Here is a 14,392-nt window from a genome sequence, read left to right on the forward strand (position 1 = left end):
AATGATGAGAAGGTCCAGGGCCCTGAAGTCTCCAAGAGCCTTCTCTATCCGCCCCGTCTCCTTCGCCTCCAGCAGCCTTGTGGCAAGCTGGGAGAGAGTGATGAACTTGACCTTGTATCCCTGCATGTCTCTCTTTCAGGATCTCCAGGATCCTCTTTGCCGTGTAGCGCTGTTTGTGGAACCATTTGCGCTCCTCCTTCAGCATGGTGATGATCTCATCCCTATGCTTGTCCAGCATGCATCCACGTGGCACATACAGGGCCACTGCCTTGCTGAAGTCGGTCATCTGCGTGTACTTGTAGACCGTGTTCCTGTCAACAGAGACAGCCCTTGCTATCTCGCTAATCGTCTTTCCTTCGCTCCATTGTTCCCTTATACTTGTTACTTGGGACATTTTCAGCATCTTTCCTTTGAAACTCCTTAGCTTTTTTTGATGTACGTTGCTAAGAGTTTCTTTCGTGGGACAAGCTTGTTGCAACTGTCCCTTTCTCTATTGGAAATTATGCTGAATTCCTATTGGTAACTATGCTGAAATAAATCCTACTATAAACACACGGACACTGAGGTCTTTGGTGCTCGGCCACACATGTCCGCAGACGGAGCAGGTTTGGGATGACGGGTAGTACCGTCCAATCCTGATGACCCTGGTCCCGTACTTTCGGGCACACCACTCCAGGATTTCCACAAACTCCGAAAACGCATAGTCGTGGACCTTGCGTCCCCAGAGCCTCGCCATACCTTTGATATTAAGGTCTTCTATGGCTATGACGCCGTACCTTGAACAGAGTTCGTGGCTTAGCTTCCAGAACCAGTCCCTGCGTCTGTTCGCGATGTCCTGGTGCCTGCGGTACAGTGCCTTCAGTGCACTCTCGTATCCATTGCTCCCCATCACCTTACGGCTCAGGGCTCGGTTAGCCTTGCGGATGCCTGCCACGCCTTGTCTGAAAAACTCCGGGGATCTAATCACACTGCCGTCCGACAGCGAAAGGAACATCTTGAGTCCGAAGTCCATGCCGACCTCACCGCGCCCGTCCCTGGTTTCACGCATGGTGACGGGGCTATCGGTGGTGACGTAGACGAAAAACTCTCCGAGTATGTTGCGCTTTACCGTTACGGTCTTGATTTTGATCCGTTCCAGGAGTCCATCATAGGAGTCCCAGTATCTGTAGATGTGTCCGTTTATGCTGATACGTCCGCCAGTAAGGAATCTGTATCCCGCCTGTTTGTAGGTGACGCTTTTGTACTTTTTGACCTTGCGACGACGCGGTGGCGAACATTTGACTCCCTTCTCCCTGTTAGTGAAAAACAGCCGGTACGCCCTGTATATCCTGTCGGTTATCTCCTGTACCGCCTGACTTCCCACATAACGCCAGTGATGGTTTTCATCCACGTTGCGAAGACCACGGAGCTGTTTCTGGAGTTCGTATTTATCCAAAAGCTTCCCTGTTTCGGTATAGTGGTCCTGTATGATTGTCAGTGCCGTGTTGTATATGATCCCGGCTATATTTATCATATCATTAAGGTATCCGAAGTCATCGCTGCCATACAGTTTTACTGTCAGTGTCCGCATGACATCATTATAGCACATTTTATGGCATTACGCATTACCGCCTTTCATCTCACGGCCAAGGCGCGTGAGCTTTCTCGGCGGTTAATTTGTAACTGCTTCTTGTAAGGTTGCTTTCTAATTAAAAATTATTAGATAAAAACATCCCTCATACTTAAATGGGGGATGTTTTTCTATTATTATAGAAAAATCCCCCAGAAATAATCTGAGGGACTAAATCGTAATCCAATAGCTAGATTAGAACTTGATTGTACATGTAGCGTCAACCTTACCAAACTGCTGATCGATTGCCTGATCCTTGAGAAGGTTCTGATCTTTATCACCTGCACCATAAGCAAGCTTGAGTGTTGCACCTGGGATGATTGCATCAGATTCAACAGAAGCTTTAAGTGTTAACTGTGCTGCATCTTTTACACCCTTATAAGAGTTGAATCCAACTTCTGCTTTTGCAGTAAATAGATCATGAGCATATTCTACACTAGCACCAAGGTAGTAATTCTTAGATTCGAATTTATAACCACCATTAGCACCAAGCTTAATAGCATCGATTGCTATTTCTGCTTTAGCACCGTAATCCTTTGCATTGAGCATGTCTTTTCCGTATACAGTAAGTTTTACAGGAAGTTCAAATGTTGAAAGATCTGTTGCAACCTGAGCACTTAAAGTGTGAGCTAAAAGTTTTTCCTTTGTTGAACCATTTTCGTTAGCTTTAGCTAAATAACCATTTAGGCCATAGTAAGCATCAACTGTTACTGGAGCAAATGCTACTTTTGCAGATGCATCGAAGTAAGAATATAAATTATCCTTTACAATTAGAGTTTCCTTTTCACCATACTGGATTGCATCAAAGTCAGCTGCTACTGCTACTGAAAGAGCATCTGTTGCATATCCTACTTTTGCTGATGTATTTAATGCGAACTGATAATACTTTGGAACTGAGTTTTTAATATCTATACCATATCCATCTTCATCATTTCCAGTATACTTCCAATTTCTTTCACCTTCATGATATTTCGCATTATAATTATCAACCTTTCTTGAAGCACCTACTGCAGCCTGAAGTGTTAAACCATTAACATCATAAGAAGGAGTCTCTACAAATACATTGTAGTTAAAGAATTTTCCTAATTCAACTTCTTGTTTTGTTGTCTTTCCTGTCAATTTTTCTTCTTTTACTTCATATAAATCTATTTCAGCTGTTCTAGCTTCGTTTTCAGATCCTTCGAAACCAACAGAAGCCTTGTAACCAGCAACTTCTATTGTTACACCTGGAGCCTTATTGAAAGCGAAAAGATCACCTGTTACATCATCTGCAACATCTTTAGTATCTGTAGTTTTGTTACCAAATACATCTTTTACTGCTTCCTTATGTGTTGTAAATGACTTAGCATAGCTTGTTGCACCCTGTGTACCTGTGATTGCTACCTTCCAGTTTGCTCCTGCTACATATGCTTCAGCTACATCAAGGAATAAACCTAAACCATAGTTTTTTACTGCATCATCTTTGCTGTTCCAAAAAGCTGAACCTTTATCTAGTTTAGCCTGGTTAGCAACCTTAACACCCATTGTTGCCTTGATACCTGCATAGATATCACCCTCTGCAACATTGCCAGCTTCTGCTGTTGAGAGGTCTACATTTACGTCAAAACCTGTTCCGTTTGAGAAACCATATTTCTTAGTCTCCCAGTTGTATCCGAGACCTACTGTAGCTTTGCCTGAGAAGCCTGCGAATACGGAACTAACTGCTAGAACTGCTACTAATAGAATAGCAATTGTCTTTTTCATAATTCCTCTTTGAAATAAGAGCTGGAGGAATATATGGCTAAACGAAGAAAGTTTTATTTATATCAGAGACAGAAGAAATATGGGAAATACTATTATGTTTGTTATATTGATCCTGAAACTGGTAAGCAGGGGAATGCTAAGAGTATTGATGTACTTAAGGAAAAGCTGGGACTTGGAGATAATGAGACAACAACAAGTAGAGATGATGCAGTAATTATTGCTCACAAGGCTTTAGAGGCTGGATTAATTTTTAGTAGTGGAGCTGAGGAGTGTTTCTCATCATATTGCTTATCCTTTTGGGATTTTGATAATAGTGATTACATTAAGCTTAGAAATTTAGTATCTCCAAATTCTATTGGAAGAGAATATGCTATGAACATGCTTTGTAATTTAAAAAAGCATGTTCTACCATTTATACCACAAAGTATAAAGCTTTCAGCTATTACTACTAGACATCTAGATAAAATAGTTACTGAAGCATTCTCTGCAGGGCTTGCTAATGGAACTATTCAGATGATAATCCTATCCTTTTCTGTTCCATTAAAGGAGGCTGTAAGGCTTCGGTATATTGTTAATAATCCCTGTGATGGTTTAATGAAAATACCAAGAAAGGAAAAGAGTAGGGGTGTTTTTACAGATGATGAAATTAAGAGGATTATCAAGGAAGTAGAAAATAGTCCAAAGCCTATTAAGAATGCTGTTAAGCTTGCAATTACTACTGGGATGAGAAGTGGAGAAATTAGAGCTTTAAAGAGTTCTAATATAATAAGGAACTATTATATAGGAGAAAATAGTAAGGTATATGATAAGGTTTTAATTACACACTCTTTAGCTCCATATAGTGGTATTAAAGCTACTAAGGGTAAATATGATAGAGAGGTATTAATTCCTTCAAGCTTTGGTGAAGAATTAATAGGCTCTAGTATTAATGATGTAATTATTACCTTTGATGGCTCCTATGTTTCTTCATTGACACTTCGTTTATCGTTTTATGAAATATTAAAAAATATTGGATTAAGTGAGGAAGTTAGAAAAACTCGTCGATTAACCTTTCACTCCTTAAGGCACTACTTTTCAACATATACATGTCAAGAGAATATAAGCCAGGAGGATAGGATGTTAGTGCTTGGACATAGGAGTGAAAAAGTTAACTCCCGCTATACTCACATAAGTGACTTACGCTTAGAGCGTGTAGCAGGAGTTGTTGAAGCTCTATTTGATAGTGAATGATTATTCACAATATTTTGAATATTATTTCACCAAATTTTTCATGAGTGCAGAAAAAAGTGCAGAGCCTAATTTGTTCTTCTGTCTCCAAAAACTAAGCATGATGAGAGTCTATCGAGATATAGAGAGCATGAAGCTGCATATCTAAGTGCTGATGATGGTGAAAGCGGTGAAATATCCTCAAAGAGACATGCTGCAACAGCCTTAGCCTTTCTTTGGTCAGGACATGATACAATTATATGCTTTGATGATAATATCTGAGAGACACTCATTGTTATAGCCTCCTCAGGAACATCATCAAGGTTTTTAAACCATCCTTCACTAACCTGTTGCTTTCTACTTCTTCTTTCAAGGTTAACAAGAATATATGGATCTGTTGTATCGAAATCAGCTGGTGGGTCATTAAATGCTAAGTGACCATTTTCACCAATACATATAAATGCAACATCTAAAGGATGTGCATTAAGCTCTTTATTTAAAGCCTCAATTGTTTTGCTAACATTATCCTTACAGGAGTCGATAGGGTGGTAGGACTTTACTTTACCTATCTTTGAAAGTAAGTATTCATTTAAGAAGCTATATGAGGAAGCCATAGATGATTGTTCGATGCCAATAAACTCATCTAGGTGATAAATATTAACCTTAGTCCAATCAACATTTTGCTGTGTTAAGTGAAAAAGGGTCATTACTTGGCTTTTACCTGTAACAAATACTACATTTGCTTCACCCCTTTCGCTTATAGCTTGATTAATAAAATAAGCTCCTTCTTGAGCTGCTTGATACCCTAATTGCTTTCTATTATCACAAATTGTTACCTTCATAGCAAAACCTCTTAATTGCTATAATTTAATATGAATAGGATTTATTATCAAGGAAGTGAAAACCCTAACTCCTTCACAGTTTTATGTTTTTATGGTATAAATAAGTCTTAGCGCGGTCCCGTAGCTCAGCTGGATAGAGCACTTCCCTCCTAAGGAAGGGGTCATGAGTTCGAATCTCGTCGGGGTCATATGTATTATTATTTCCTTGGCTGCATGGTTGGTACTGAGCAAGCCAATATTAAGATGGTGAAGATGGTCATAAGGACTAAGCTTGACAAGGAAGCATATGTCAATGTCTATTCACCAGATAGAGCCGTAATGGAATATAAAAAGAAGGTTAAGAGGCTTGTTAACCAGCCTCTATTACCTGGTTATTTGTTAATTGAAACTGAGTGTGATTTACTTCCAATTGCTGATTTTTTTCATAAGGAAAGTCGTTCAAGCTATGGGCTTGTACGCTATGGGGATAGATCCTTTTATTTAAAGGGAAGTGATAAAGCCTTTGCTGAGTGGATAGCATCCCAAAAGGGACATATAACATCTTCAAAGATAAAGGTTGAAAGAAACCTAGAGACTGGAAGAAAGATTACAGTTATTTCCGGACCACTAAAGGATTTAAAGGGAAAAATTATTAATATTTATAAGGATACAAAGGTTACAGTTGAGATACCTTTCCTAGATGATGTAAAAAGAGTAAATCTTCCTATTGAAATTATTAAGGATGATGTAGAGAGCTAATCTACAAGAAAAACACATAAGTTAATTGACGGTTATACTATACACCTGTATTTTTTGGTATTGGTGTGTTTCTTTATTTTTTGGGAGGAGCTTTGTGATAAAAAAGCTTTCAAAAAGTATTCGTGAATATAAGACTACTGCTTTATTAACTCCTTTATATATGATCGGAGAGGTTGCGATGGAAGTATTAATTCCAACCCTAATGGCTCTAATCATAGATAATGGTGTTTATAATAGTGATATTTCTTATATCGTTAAGCTATCGATATTAATTGTAGTTGCTGCAATTCTTTCAATGGCATTTGGAATAATGGGCGCAAAAAGTGGCTCAAAGGCATCCTGTGGCTTTGCAAAAAATCTTAGACATGATTTATTTCACCACATCCAGGATTTTTCCTTTAAGAATATAGATTCCTTTTCAACCTCATCATTAATAACTAGGCTAACAACAGATGTTCAGAATGTTCAGCAGGCCTTCCAGATGATAATAAGGATATGCTTTAGAGCTCCTATTATGTTTATCTTTGCAATTATTATGGTAGTACATAATGGAGGTACTTTAGTTGCTGTATTTGCTGTAGCTATTCCTGTTTTAATTATCTTTTGTGCTCTATTTATTAAGAAGGTATTCCCTATCTTTAATAGAATCTTTAAGCACTATGATAAATTAAATAGAGTAGTTGAAGAGAACCTCACAGGTATTAGAACTGTTAAAGCATATGTAAGAGAGGAGCTAGAGAAGGAGAAGTTTGATGCCTCCTCTTCTGCTATTCATGATGATTTCGTTAAGGCTCAGAAGATGCTTGTCTTAATTAATCCTGTTGTTCAGAGTGTATCATACGCATGTATCTTAGCAATATGCTACCTAGGTGCAAGATTAATTAGTGTTGGTGATATGGGAACTGGTGAGCTAATGAGTGTATTTACATATACAATGCAAATACTTTCTTCCCTCATTATGATCGCAATGATTTTAGTTCAGCTTTCAATGAGTAAGGCATCTGCAGAGAGAATCATCGAGGTGCTAGAGGCTAAGCCAGAGATGGAGTTAAATGAAAATGGCTTAAAGAGTGTAGAGGATGGCTCAGTTGTCTTTGAGCACACTAATTTTTCATACTCTGGAAAGGATACACCGCTAGTTCTACATGATATTAATCTTGAGATTAAATCTGGTGAGATGGTTGGTATCTTAGGATCAACTGGATCTGGAAAATCCTCTTTAATTTCATTAATAGCTAGACTCTATGATGTTACTTCTGGCTCTGTTAAGGTCGGTGGACACGATGTTAGAGACTATGATATTAAGGCACTTCGTGATGGTGTTTCTGTAGTACTTCAGAAAAACACACTATTTTCAGGAACAGTTAGATCAAATTTACTTTGGGGAAATGAAAGTGCAAGCGACGAAGAGCTAACTTGGGCTCTTAAGAGTGCTAATGCAGACTTTGTATTTACCTCAAAGGATGGATTAGACACTGTAGTAGAGCAGGGTGGTAATAACTTCTCTGGTGGACAAAAGCAGAGACTTTGTATCGCTAGAGCACTTGTAAAAAAGCCTAAGGTATTAATATTCGATGACTCAACAAGTGCTGTTGATACAGCGACAGACTTCGCTATTAGAAGTGCTTTAAGAAGAGATGTAAAAAACTGTACTAAGATTATTATTGCACAGCGAGTTAACTCTGTTATGGATGCAGATAAAATAGTCATCCTTGAAAATGGCTATATCGATGATGTTGGAACTCATGATGAGCTACTTTCTAGGAATAAGACCTATCAGGATCTTGTTAAGGTTCAATTAGGAGGTAAGGACAATGGCTAAGATTAAGAAATTACCACCTCAAAAGGCAAAGGACCCAAAGAAGACCTTTAAGAGATTATTTAAAGAGGTATTTGGAGGAAATAAGCTTAAGCTTACCTTTGTAATTATTTCTATAATTATCTCTGCACTATCAACTGTATATATCTCAACACTATTAAAGACCTTAATAGATGACTTTATCACACCTATTATTAAAAGTGGTACCTTTGACTTTTCACCACTTTTAAGGGCTATGGCTGGCTGGGCTGTAATAATGGTAGTTGGTGTTGTTGCTTCTTACATTCAGGGTAGGATAATGGTAACTATTGCTCAGGATGCACTGCTAAGAATTAGAAATAAGATGTTTTCAAAGCTTGAAAGACTTCCTATTTCCTATTTTGATACACATCAGCATGGCCAGATAATGTCTAGGTTTACTAATGATGCAGATACACTTCAGCAGATGATCTCACAATCAATTGTAAGTGTACTATCTTCAGGACTCACAATCATATTTGTATTTATAGCGCTTTTACTAAATAGCTGGGTTCTAACTATTTTAATTGTATTAACAGTTATTGTTATGATGAAGATAACAAAGACTATTGGTTCAAAGAGTAGTAAGAACTTTGCTTTCCAGCAGAAGAACCTAGCTAAAGTAAATGGCTATATCGAAGAGATGATGAGCGGAAGTAAGGTTGTTAAGGTCTTCAACTATGAGGATCAAAGTAAGAAGGAATTTGACAAAATAAATGAAGAGCTATGTAGCACTATGACTAAAGCAAATACATATTCCTTTATTATGGGACCAATTATTAATAATATTGGAAACTTACAATATGTTATCTTAGTATTTGCGGGCTCTCTATTATCTATTATTACAGGTGGAGCATACTCAGTTGGTTCTCTAGCTGCCTTTTTACAGCTTTCAAAATCCTTTACTAATCCACTTGGCCAGGTTGCTCAGCAGGTAAACTTCTTCCTACAGGCTTTAGCAGGTGCAGAAAGAATATTTGAGCTTCTTGATGAAGAGGATGAGAAGGATAATGGTTATGTAACTCTTGTTAATGCAAAGAATGTTGATGGTGTATTAACTGAGTGTAAGGAGCGTACCGGCCTTTGGGCTTGGAAGCACCCTCATACAGATGGCTCTGGCATTACATATACACCTCTTAAGGGGGATATTGTAATGAGTGAGGTTGACTTTGCATATGTCGAAGGAAAGACTGTATTAAAGGATGTATCGCTATATGCTCATCCAGGTGAGAAGATAGCATTTGTAGGTGCAACTGGAGCAGGTAAGACTACTATCACAAATCTATTAAATAGGTTCTATGATATCCAGGATGGAAAGATTAGATTTGATGGTATTAACATTAATAAAATCAAAAAGAGCGATTTAAGACGCTCTTTAGGTGTTATTTTACAGGATACTCATCTATTTACTGGAACTATTAGAGATAACATCAGATTTGGTAAGCTTGATGCAACAGATGAAGAGATTATCAAGGCTGCAAAGCTTGCAAATGCTCATGACTTTATCATGATGATGAAGGATGGGTATGATACTATGCTAAATAATGATGGTGAAGGGCTATCACAGGGACAGAGACAATTAATAGCTATTGCAAGAGCTGCTGTTGCAGATCCTCCTGTATTAGTTATGGATGAAGCAACCTCTAGTATCGATACTCACACTGAGAGCTTAGTTCAGGAGGGTATGGATCGCTTGATGGAGGGTCGTACAGTATTTGTTATTGCACATCGCTTATCAACTGTAAGAAATAGTAATTGTATTATGGTTCTTGATCATGGTTCGATTATAGAGCGTGGTACTCACGATTCACTCCTCGCAGAGAAGGGTGTATATTACCACCTTTATACTGGAGCCTTTGAGCTTAGCTAAGTAAAAGAATACCTCAGGTTTTGCCTGAGGTATTCAAAGGTTTTTATCTTAATGCAAGTCGTAAGCCTGAGATATCGTTCGTTGTAAGGGACAAACTATTTTTTAAGTAGTTGACTGAAAAGTGAAGAAGAGATTTATCCACAAGCTCGCTCGCACCCGTAATCATCTTAAGATTGCTTGTAAAAGCTTCCTTTATAATATTGTATCTGTAATCATCCTTAGTTAAGGAATATCTACTTTCAAAGTATCTCATATAGCAATCCTCAATATTTACAAGCCTTGCACCCATCAGAGACTCTAAGAGTGCAACAACTAACGATGTATTGCTATCTGGCTTTGAGAAAATTAAGTAAGGACCTTTATTATTAAGTATTTCAATCATTAAATCGTGAGCATTAGTAACATTACAAACCTTAAATTCACCACTCTCAACAACACTACCTGAGAAATTAATAATTGTTTTAATACTATGCTTTCTTGCAAGCTCAAATATTAGATTTAATTTATTATTATCCTCTGGATATGAAACTGTGAATAGAACATTATCACCTAAGATACCACCATCGTGCTCAAAGAACTGAAGATATTCCTCATCGCTATTAAATAGAGCTCTATCATCACACTCATCTAGAGTTGAGAAAATATAGTTAATATATTTTTCCTTATCGTGAGATAAAAGAATGATATGGACCTTATCGAAAATTGTAATTCTACTAAATGGCTTATTAGAGGTAATTGTTAGCTTACCTTTATCATTCTTTAAGTAATAGGATGCATCAAGTAATAGCTTTGTATCCTCTACGGCTGCGACAAATTCCTGTGTTCCAATTTGTACCTCATATAGCTCGTTATTATTAAATGTAAAATCAATTGAGGTTTTTATCTCGTAGCTTGAGATAGAAATAATATCGAGGATTTTTTCTTCACTATTATCCTTAACTAGGATTTCAGGTGATAGCTTAACTACAGTGCTAGATAAATCATAGTCGATCCCATTTTCTATTGGGGGTATCTCTTGATTTGTAGTAGCACAAGAAATAAATAAAAATATAATAAAAATAGATAAAGCAAACTGTTTCATTTCGTATTCTCACAATAATAAACAGCTTGCTTTATTATAGGTTACATCAGAAATTAAGTTTCTTTACCTCTTCAACACTATTTTCAATAGCCTTTGGTAAGCTTACTCTATTATCAAAGACAGCCATGTCCTTAAAGCCTGTTCCTGTTAGAAGTACTGTTACTACAGCATCCTCTCCAAGCTTTGCTTTAACATTCTCACTATCCTTTTTAAAGGCAGCAAAGGCACATGCTGCAGCTGGCTCAACGAATACTCCTGCATCCTTAGTTAATTCAAGCTGAGCTGAAAGAATTTCTTCCTCACTTACTTCAACTGACCAGCCATCAGAGTGCTTGATGCCATATACAGCCATTCTACCATTAGCAGGGCTATTAACGCTTATGCTATCTGCTCTAGTTGTTGCGTTAGTATCGACCATCTTACCTGTTCTAAAGGCCTGTGAAATCGCATTAGACTTCTCAGCCTGAGCACAAACTAGGTGTGGCATTTTATCAATTAAGCCAGCAGAGAGTAAATCATAGAAGCCCTTCCAAACACCACCAAAGATACACCCATCACCTGTTGGGACATAAACTACATCTGGTGCTCTTCTTCCTAGGTTCTCAAAGAGCTCAATTGAAATACTCTTCTTACCCTCAATAGTCATAGGGTTATATGCTGTATTTCTATTTATACCCCCAAAGAGCTTTGTGTACTCGATAGAAAGCTTAAATGCATCATCATATGTTCCCTTGACAGGTACAACATGAGCTCCGTATAGAACACTCTGCATTAGCTTATTAATAGGTGCAGTTGCAGGTACAAATAGTACGACATCAAGGCCATAGGCTGCTCCAGCGCAGCTCATTGCGGCTCCAGCGTTACCAGTAGATGCTAAAGCAATTTTATTTACCTTATGGTGCTGTGCTTGCGCAACGATTAGCTGACTTGCTCTATCCTTAAAGGATCCAGATGGAAGCTGGCTATCGAGCTTTAGAGTTAAATTTTTTAAGCCATATCTATTTGAAAGCTTAATAGGCTTTACAATAGGAGTATTTCCAACAGGATATGCTTCCTTATTCTCGATTTCATATGGGAAAAAGTCATACATTGTTACATGCTCTTTTTCCTTTAGCTTCTTTAGCTCTTCTTCATCGTAGATTACAGATAGAACACCCTTTCTAAATTCACCTTCCTTCTCACTTCCTCCACATTTTGGACAGAGATAAACAATATCATCAGAAGTGAATTCGTTACCGCAATCTAGACAAACATATTTGAATTTCATAATAACTCCCGAAAAAGAATGCCGAAATTTCTTCCGGCATCCATCTTAATTTTTATTTTTTAACTTCTTCGTTGAACTCTTTAATTAGAGCATCAATTTGTGGAACAAGCTTTGGAATATCCTTCCAGTAGTTTCTATCATACCACTGTCTATTTAATTCCTCATATGTCTTACCCTGCTGCTCAACCCAAGTATAGTACTTAAGGTTATGAATTCTTAATCTATCGTAGTAGCCAAGCTCAAGAGCATTGTCGATACCCTGGTGTAATAGTGCACCTGAGTGTACTCTTGCTGCCTCCATCAAGGAGAAAGGACCCTGCTGCTCTGTAAGCTCTGCTAAGCGGCTTGTGTACATAACTGAAGAGTCTGTAAGGATTGTGAATACAACATCATCCTCTTCCATTTCATAGTACTTAGCCATCTTAATAGCTGAAAGCATGTTACCGATACCTGAAATACCGAATAGTGCAAGATTATCGATATCACTCTGCTTAACGCCGATGCTCTTAAGATATTCTTTACCCTCTGGCTCGTTAAAGAGACGGAAGATATCCATACAATCCTGGTCATCAATTGAGAGAACCATATCTGTATTCTTAACATTATGAATCCAAGGAACGTGCTTATCGCCGATACCTTCAATTCTGTGACCGCCAAATCCATTTCTAAGAAGAGTAGGGCACTGAAGAGCTTCACCTGCACCAATCTTGATGTTTGGATATACATCCTTAAGGTGGTCACCAGCTGCGAGTGTTCCGCCACTTCCTGTTGAAGAAGCATAGCCTCTAACATTTTCAGGCTTTACACCAAGCTTTGATAGTACCTCAAGAATAGCACTACCAGTTACTTCATAGTGCCAGAGGTAGTTTTCAAATTGCTCAAACTGATTGAATATAACGATGTGCTTTCCTCTTTCCTCATCGAGCTCATGACACTTATCGAAGATTTCTTTAACGTTTGATTCACATCCTGGAGTTGCAATGATTTCGCCTGCAACTGTCTTTAACCAGTTAAATCTTTCCTGAGACATATTCTCTGGAAGGATTGCGATACTCTTACATCCAAGAAGAGCTGAGTTATAAGCACCACCACGGCAGTAGTTACCTGTGCTTGGCCATACAGCTTGCTGTTCTGCTGCATCGAAGTTACCTGTTACAAGTGCTGGAGCAAGACATGAATATGTTGCACCAACCTTATGTACTCCACAAGGGAACCACTTACCAACTAATGCTAATACACGAGCCTTAGTACCTGTGATCTCACGAGGAATTTCGATGAAGTTTACATCTTTAAACTCTCCACCCTTTTCAACTGGCTCATTATGCCATGTAATCCTATAGAGGTTAACAGGATCTACATCCCAAAGTCCTCTCTCTTTGAGTTTAGCTTTAATATCGTCACTAATCTTTTCAGGATGCATCATCTCATCAAAGGTTGGTAATGTAATGCCCTTTTCCTTACAACGAGCAACATTTTTCTTGATAATATCCGGATGTTTTTCAAGGTTGATTAACACTTTAATTCCTCCATAGAATAAATTATATCTGAAGGATACAACGGAAAAATATAATTTGTAAAGAAAAAATTGAGTTTTAAATAAAATTTAAAGCAATATTTTGTGGTTTCCACTTTCTTTAATGGCATTTATTGATTTTGCCATTACTCTTGAGTTTTCAAATAGCTGTACAACCTGGCTACCCTTCCTTTCATAGTTAAACTCTTTAGCAAATTGGTTTAATAGCTCTGTTTTATAAAAGCTCTTATTGCTTCTCTCTAAAATATATATAATGCAATTAACACCTTCAATTATTGGTATTTGATAGGAGTACCTTGCTCCCTCAACACTTGGTCTAAAGTAGTTACATTTAGCATTTTCATTTGGATAATAAACTATTTTATCAATTTCTAATTTGGAAAAAAGATTAGTTTCTTTGACAATATTATTAAAATATTCATCGAGCCTTGAACCGAGCTTTTCAAGCCCTAAGCTATTTAAAACTCTTTTAAAGAGTAGATTTATAGCAATAGGGTACTCTACCTCAACTACCTTAGCTAAGCGATTTTTAATTTCATCATCAAAGGTATGTGATAGTATTTGTTCAGGAGTTAAGTTAATTTTCTCAAGCTCAGTTATGATATATTCTCTCTTTTCCATATAATAATTATAAAGCTCTTTTTATATTTCTAATAGAATAAGTC

Annotated in this window: 12 protein-coding genes and 1 tRNA gene; 5 read left to right on the forward strand and 8 right to left on the reverse strand. The window is 37.6% G+C overall.

Annotated elements, in window-relative coordinates; genetic code table 11:
* From FYJ80_RS00005 to FYJ80_RS00015, 3 genes are all read right to left on the reverse strand, one after another.
* A partial coding sequence (locus FYJ80_RS00005) for a hypothetical protein (RefSeq protein WP_206360877.1) occupies positions 1–403 on the reverse strand: 403 nt, incomplete at its 3' end.
* 120 nt (positions 404–523) lie between these two features.
* Positions 524–1,570, reverse strand: coding sequence for an RNA-guided endonuclease InsQ/TnpB family protein (locus FYJ80_RS00010; protein ID WP_206360878.1), 1,047 nt, complete (start codon positions 1,568–1,570; stop codon positions 524–526).
* Positions 1,571–1,804: 234 nt separating this feature from the next.
* On the reverse strand, positions 1,805–3,352 hold the full coding sequence (locus FYJ80_RS00015; protein ID WP_154424076.1) for a hypothetical protein: 1,548 nt from the start codon (positions 3,350–3,352) through the stop codon (positions 1,805–1,807).
* Positions 3,353–3,385: 33 nt separating this feature from the next.
* Here FYJ80_RS00015 and FYJ80_RS00020 point away from each other — a divergent pair, with 33 nt between their 5' ends.
* Positions 3,386–4,582 (forward strand): tyrosine-type recombinase/integrase, encoded by a 1,197-nt coding sequence (locus FYJ80_RS00020; RefSeq protein WP_154424077.1) that lies wholly within the window; start codon positions 3,386–3,388, stop codon positions 4,580–4,582.
* 65 nt (positions 4,583–4,647) lie between these two features.
* Here the strand turns inward: FYJ80_RS00020 and FYJ80_RS00025 are convergent, their stop codons facing one another.
* Positions 4,648–5,400 (reverse strand): 6-phosphogluconolactonase, encoded by a 753-nt coding sequence (locus FYJ80_RS00025; protein WP_154424078.1) that lies wholly within the window; start codon positions 5,398–5,400, stop codon positions 4,648–4,650.
* 114 nt (positions 5,401–5,514) lie between these two features.
* Here FYJ80_RS00025 and FYJ80_RS00030 point away from each other — a divergent pair.
* The 4 genes from FYJ80_RS00030 to FYJ80_RS00045 all read left to right on the forward strand — a co-directional run bounded on the left by FYJ80_RS00030 (position 5,515) and on the right by FYJ80_RS00045 (position 9,845).
* Positions 5,515–5,588 (forward strand) — tRNA-Arg (locus FYJ80_RS00030).
* A 64-nt stretch (positions 5,589–5,652) separates the two neighbouring features.
* Positions 5,653–6,138, forward strand: coding sequence for a transcription termination/antitermination protein NusG (gene nusG / locus FYJ80_RS00035; RefSeq protein ID WP_154424079.1), 486 nt, complete (start codon positions 5,653–5,655; stop codon positions 6,136–6,138).
* A 94-nt stretch (positions 6,139–6,232) separates the two neighbouring features.
* Positions 6,233–7,960 carry an ABC transporter ATP-binding protein gene (locus FYJ80_RS00040; RefSeq protein WP_328596648.1) on the forward strand — a complete coding sequence of 576 codons (1,728 nt, stop codon included), beginning with the start codon at positions 6,233–6,235 and terminating at the stop codon, positions 7,958–7,960.
* Positions 7,953–9,845: an ABC transporter ATP-binding protein gene (locus FYJ80_RS00045; RefSeq protein ID WP_154424080.1), complete on the forward strand. Its 1,893-nt coding sequence runs from the start codon at positions 7,953–7,955 to the stop codon at positions 9,843–9,845. The genes FYJ80_RS00040 and FYJ80_RS00045 overlap by 8 nt, the downstream gene beginning before the upstream one ends.
* Positions 9,846–9,888: 43 nt before the next feature.
* On the opposite strand, the gene FYJ80_RS00050 is transcribed toward FYJ80_RS00045, so the two are convergent.
* From FYJ80_RS00050 to FYJ80_RS00065, 4 genes are all read right to left on the reverse strand, one after another.
* On the reverse strand, positions 9,889–10,926 hold the full coding sequence (locus FYJ80_RS00050; protein WP_154424081.1) for a hypothetical protein: 1,038 nt from the start codon (positions 10,924–10,926) through the stop codon (positions 9,889–9,891).
* A 46-nt stretch (positions 10,927–10,972) separates the two neighbouring features.
* Positions 10,973–12,193 carry a threonine synthase gene (locus tag FYJ80_RS00055; protein ID WP_154424082.1) on the reverse strand — a complete coding sequence of 407 codons (1,221 nt, stop codon included), beginning with the start codon at positions 12,191–12,193 and terminating at the stop codon, positions 10,973–10,975.
* 52 nt (positions 12,194–12,245) lie between these two features.
* A complete protein-coding gene (locus tag FYJ80_RS00060; RefSeq protein WP_276997465.1) occupies positions 12,246–13,709 on the reverse strand; it encodes a pyridoxal-phosphate dependent enzyme in 1,464 nt (487 codons plus the stop codon).
* An 87-nt stretch (positions 13,710–13,796) separates the two neighbouring features.
* Positions 13,797–14,348: a DUF3320 domain-containing protein gene (locus tag FYJ80_RS00065; RefSeq protein WP_154424083.1), complete on the reverse strand. Its 552-nt coding sequence runs from the start codon at positions 14,346–14,348 to the stop codon at positions 13,797–13,799.
* Positions 14,349–14,392 lie beyond the last annotated feature (44 nt).

The organism is Bullifex porci (assembly GCF_009695635.1).
In the GTDB taxonomy this organism is placed as follows: Bacteria; Spirochaetota; Spirochaetia; order Sphaerochaetales; family Sphaerochaetaceae; genus Bullifex; species Bullifex porci.

Excerpts from the sequence above, each read along its gene's own strand:
- FYJ80_RS00050 (WP_154424081.1), bottom strand. The coding sequence starts at position 10,926 with ATGAAACAGTTTGCTTTATCTATTTTTATTATATTTTTATTTATTTCT.
- nusG (WP_154424079.1), top strand. The coding sequence starts at position 5,653 with ATGGTCATAAGGACTAAGCTTGACAAGGAAGCATATGTCAATGTCTAT.
- FYJ80_RS00055 (WP_154424082.1), bottom strand. The coding sequence starts at position 12,193 with ATGAAATTCAAATATGTTTGTCTAGATTGCGGTAACGAATTCACTTCT.
- FYJ80_RS00065 (WP_154424083.1), bottom strand. The coding sequence starts at position 14,348 with ATGGAAAAGAGAGAATATATCATAACTGAGCTTGAGAAAATTAACTTA.
- FYJ80_RS00025 (WP_154424078.1), bottom strand. The coding sequence starts at position 5,400 with ATGAAGGTAACAATTTGTGATAATAGAAAGCAATTAGGGTATCAAGCA.
- FYJ80_RS00015 (WP_154424076.1), bottom strand. The coding sequence starts at position 3,352 with ATGAAAAAGACAATTGCTATTCTATTAGTAGCAGTTCTAGCAGTTAGT.
- FYJ80_RS00045 (WP_154424080.1), top strand. The coding sequence starts at position 7,953 with ATGGCTAAGATTAAGAAATTACCACCTCAAAAGGCAAAGGACCCAAAG.
- FYJ80_RS00010 (WP_206360878.1), bottom strand. The coding sequence starts at position 1,570 with ATGCGGACACTGACAGTAAAACTGTATGGCAGCGATGACTTCGGATAC.
- FYJ80_RS00020 (WP_154424077.1), top strand. The coding sequence starts at position 3,386 with ATGGCTAAACGAAGAAAGTTTTATTTATATCAGAGACAGAAGAAATAT.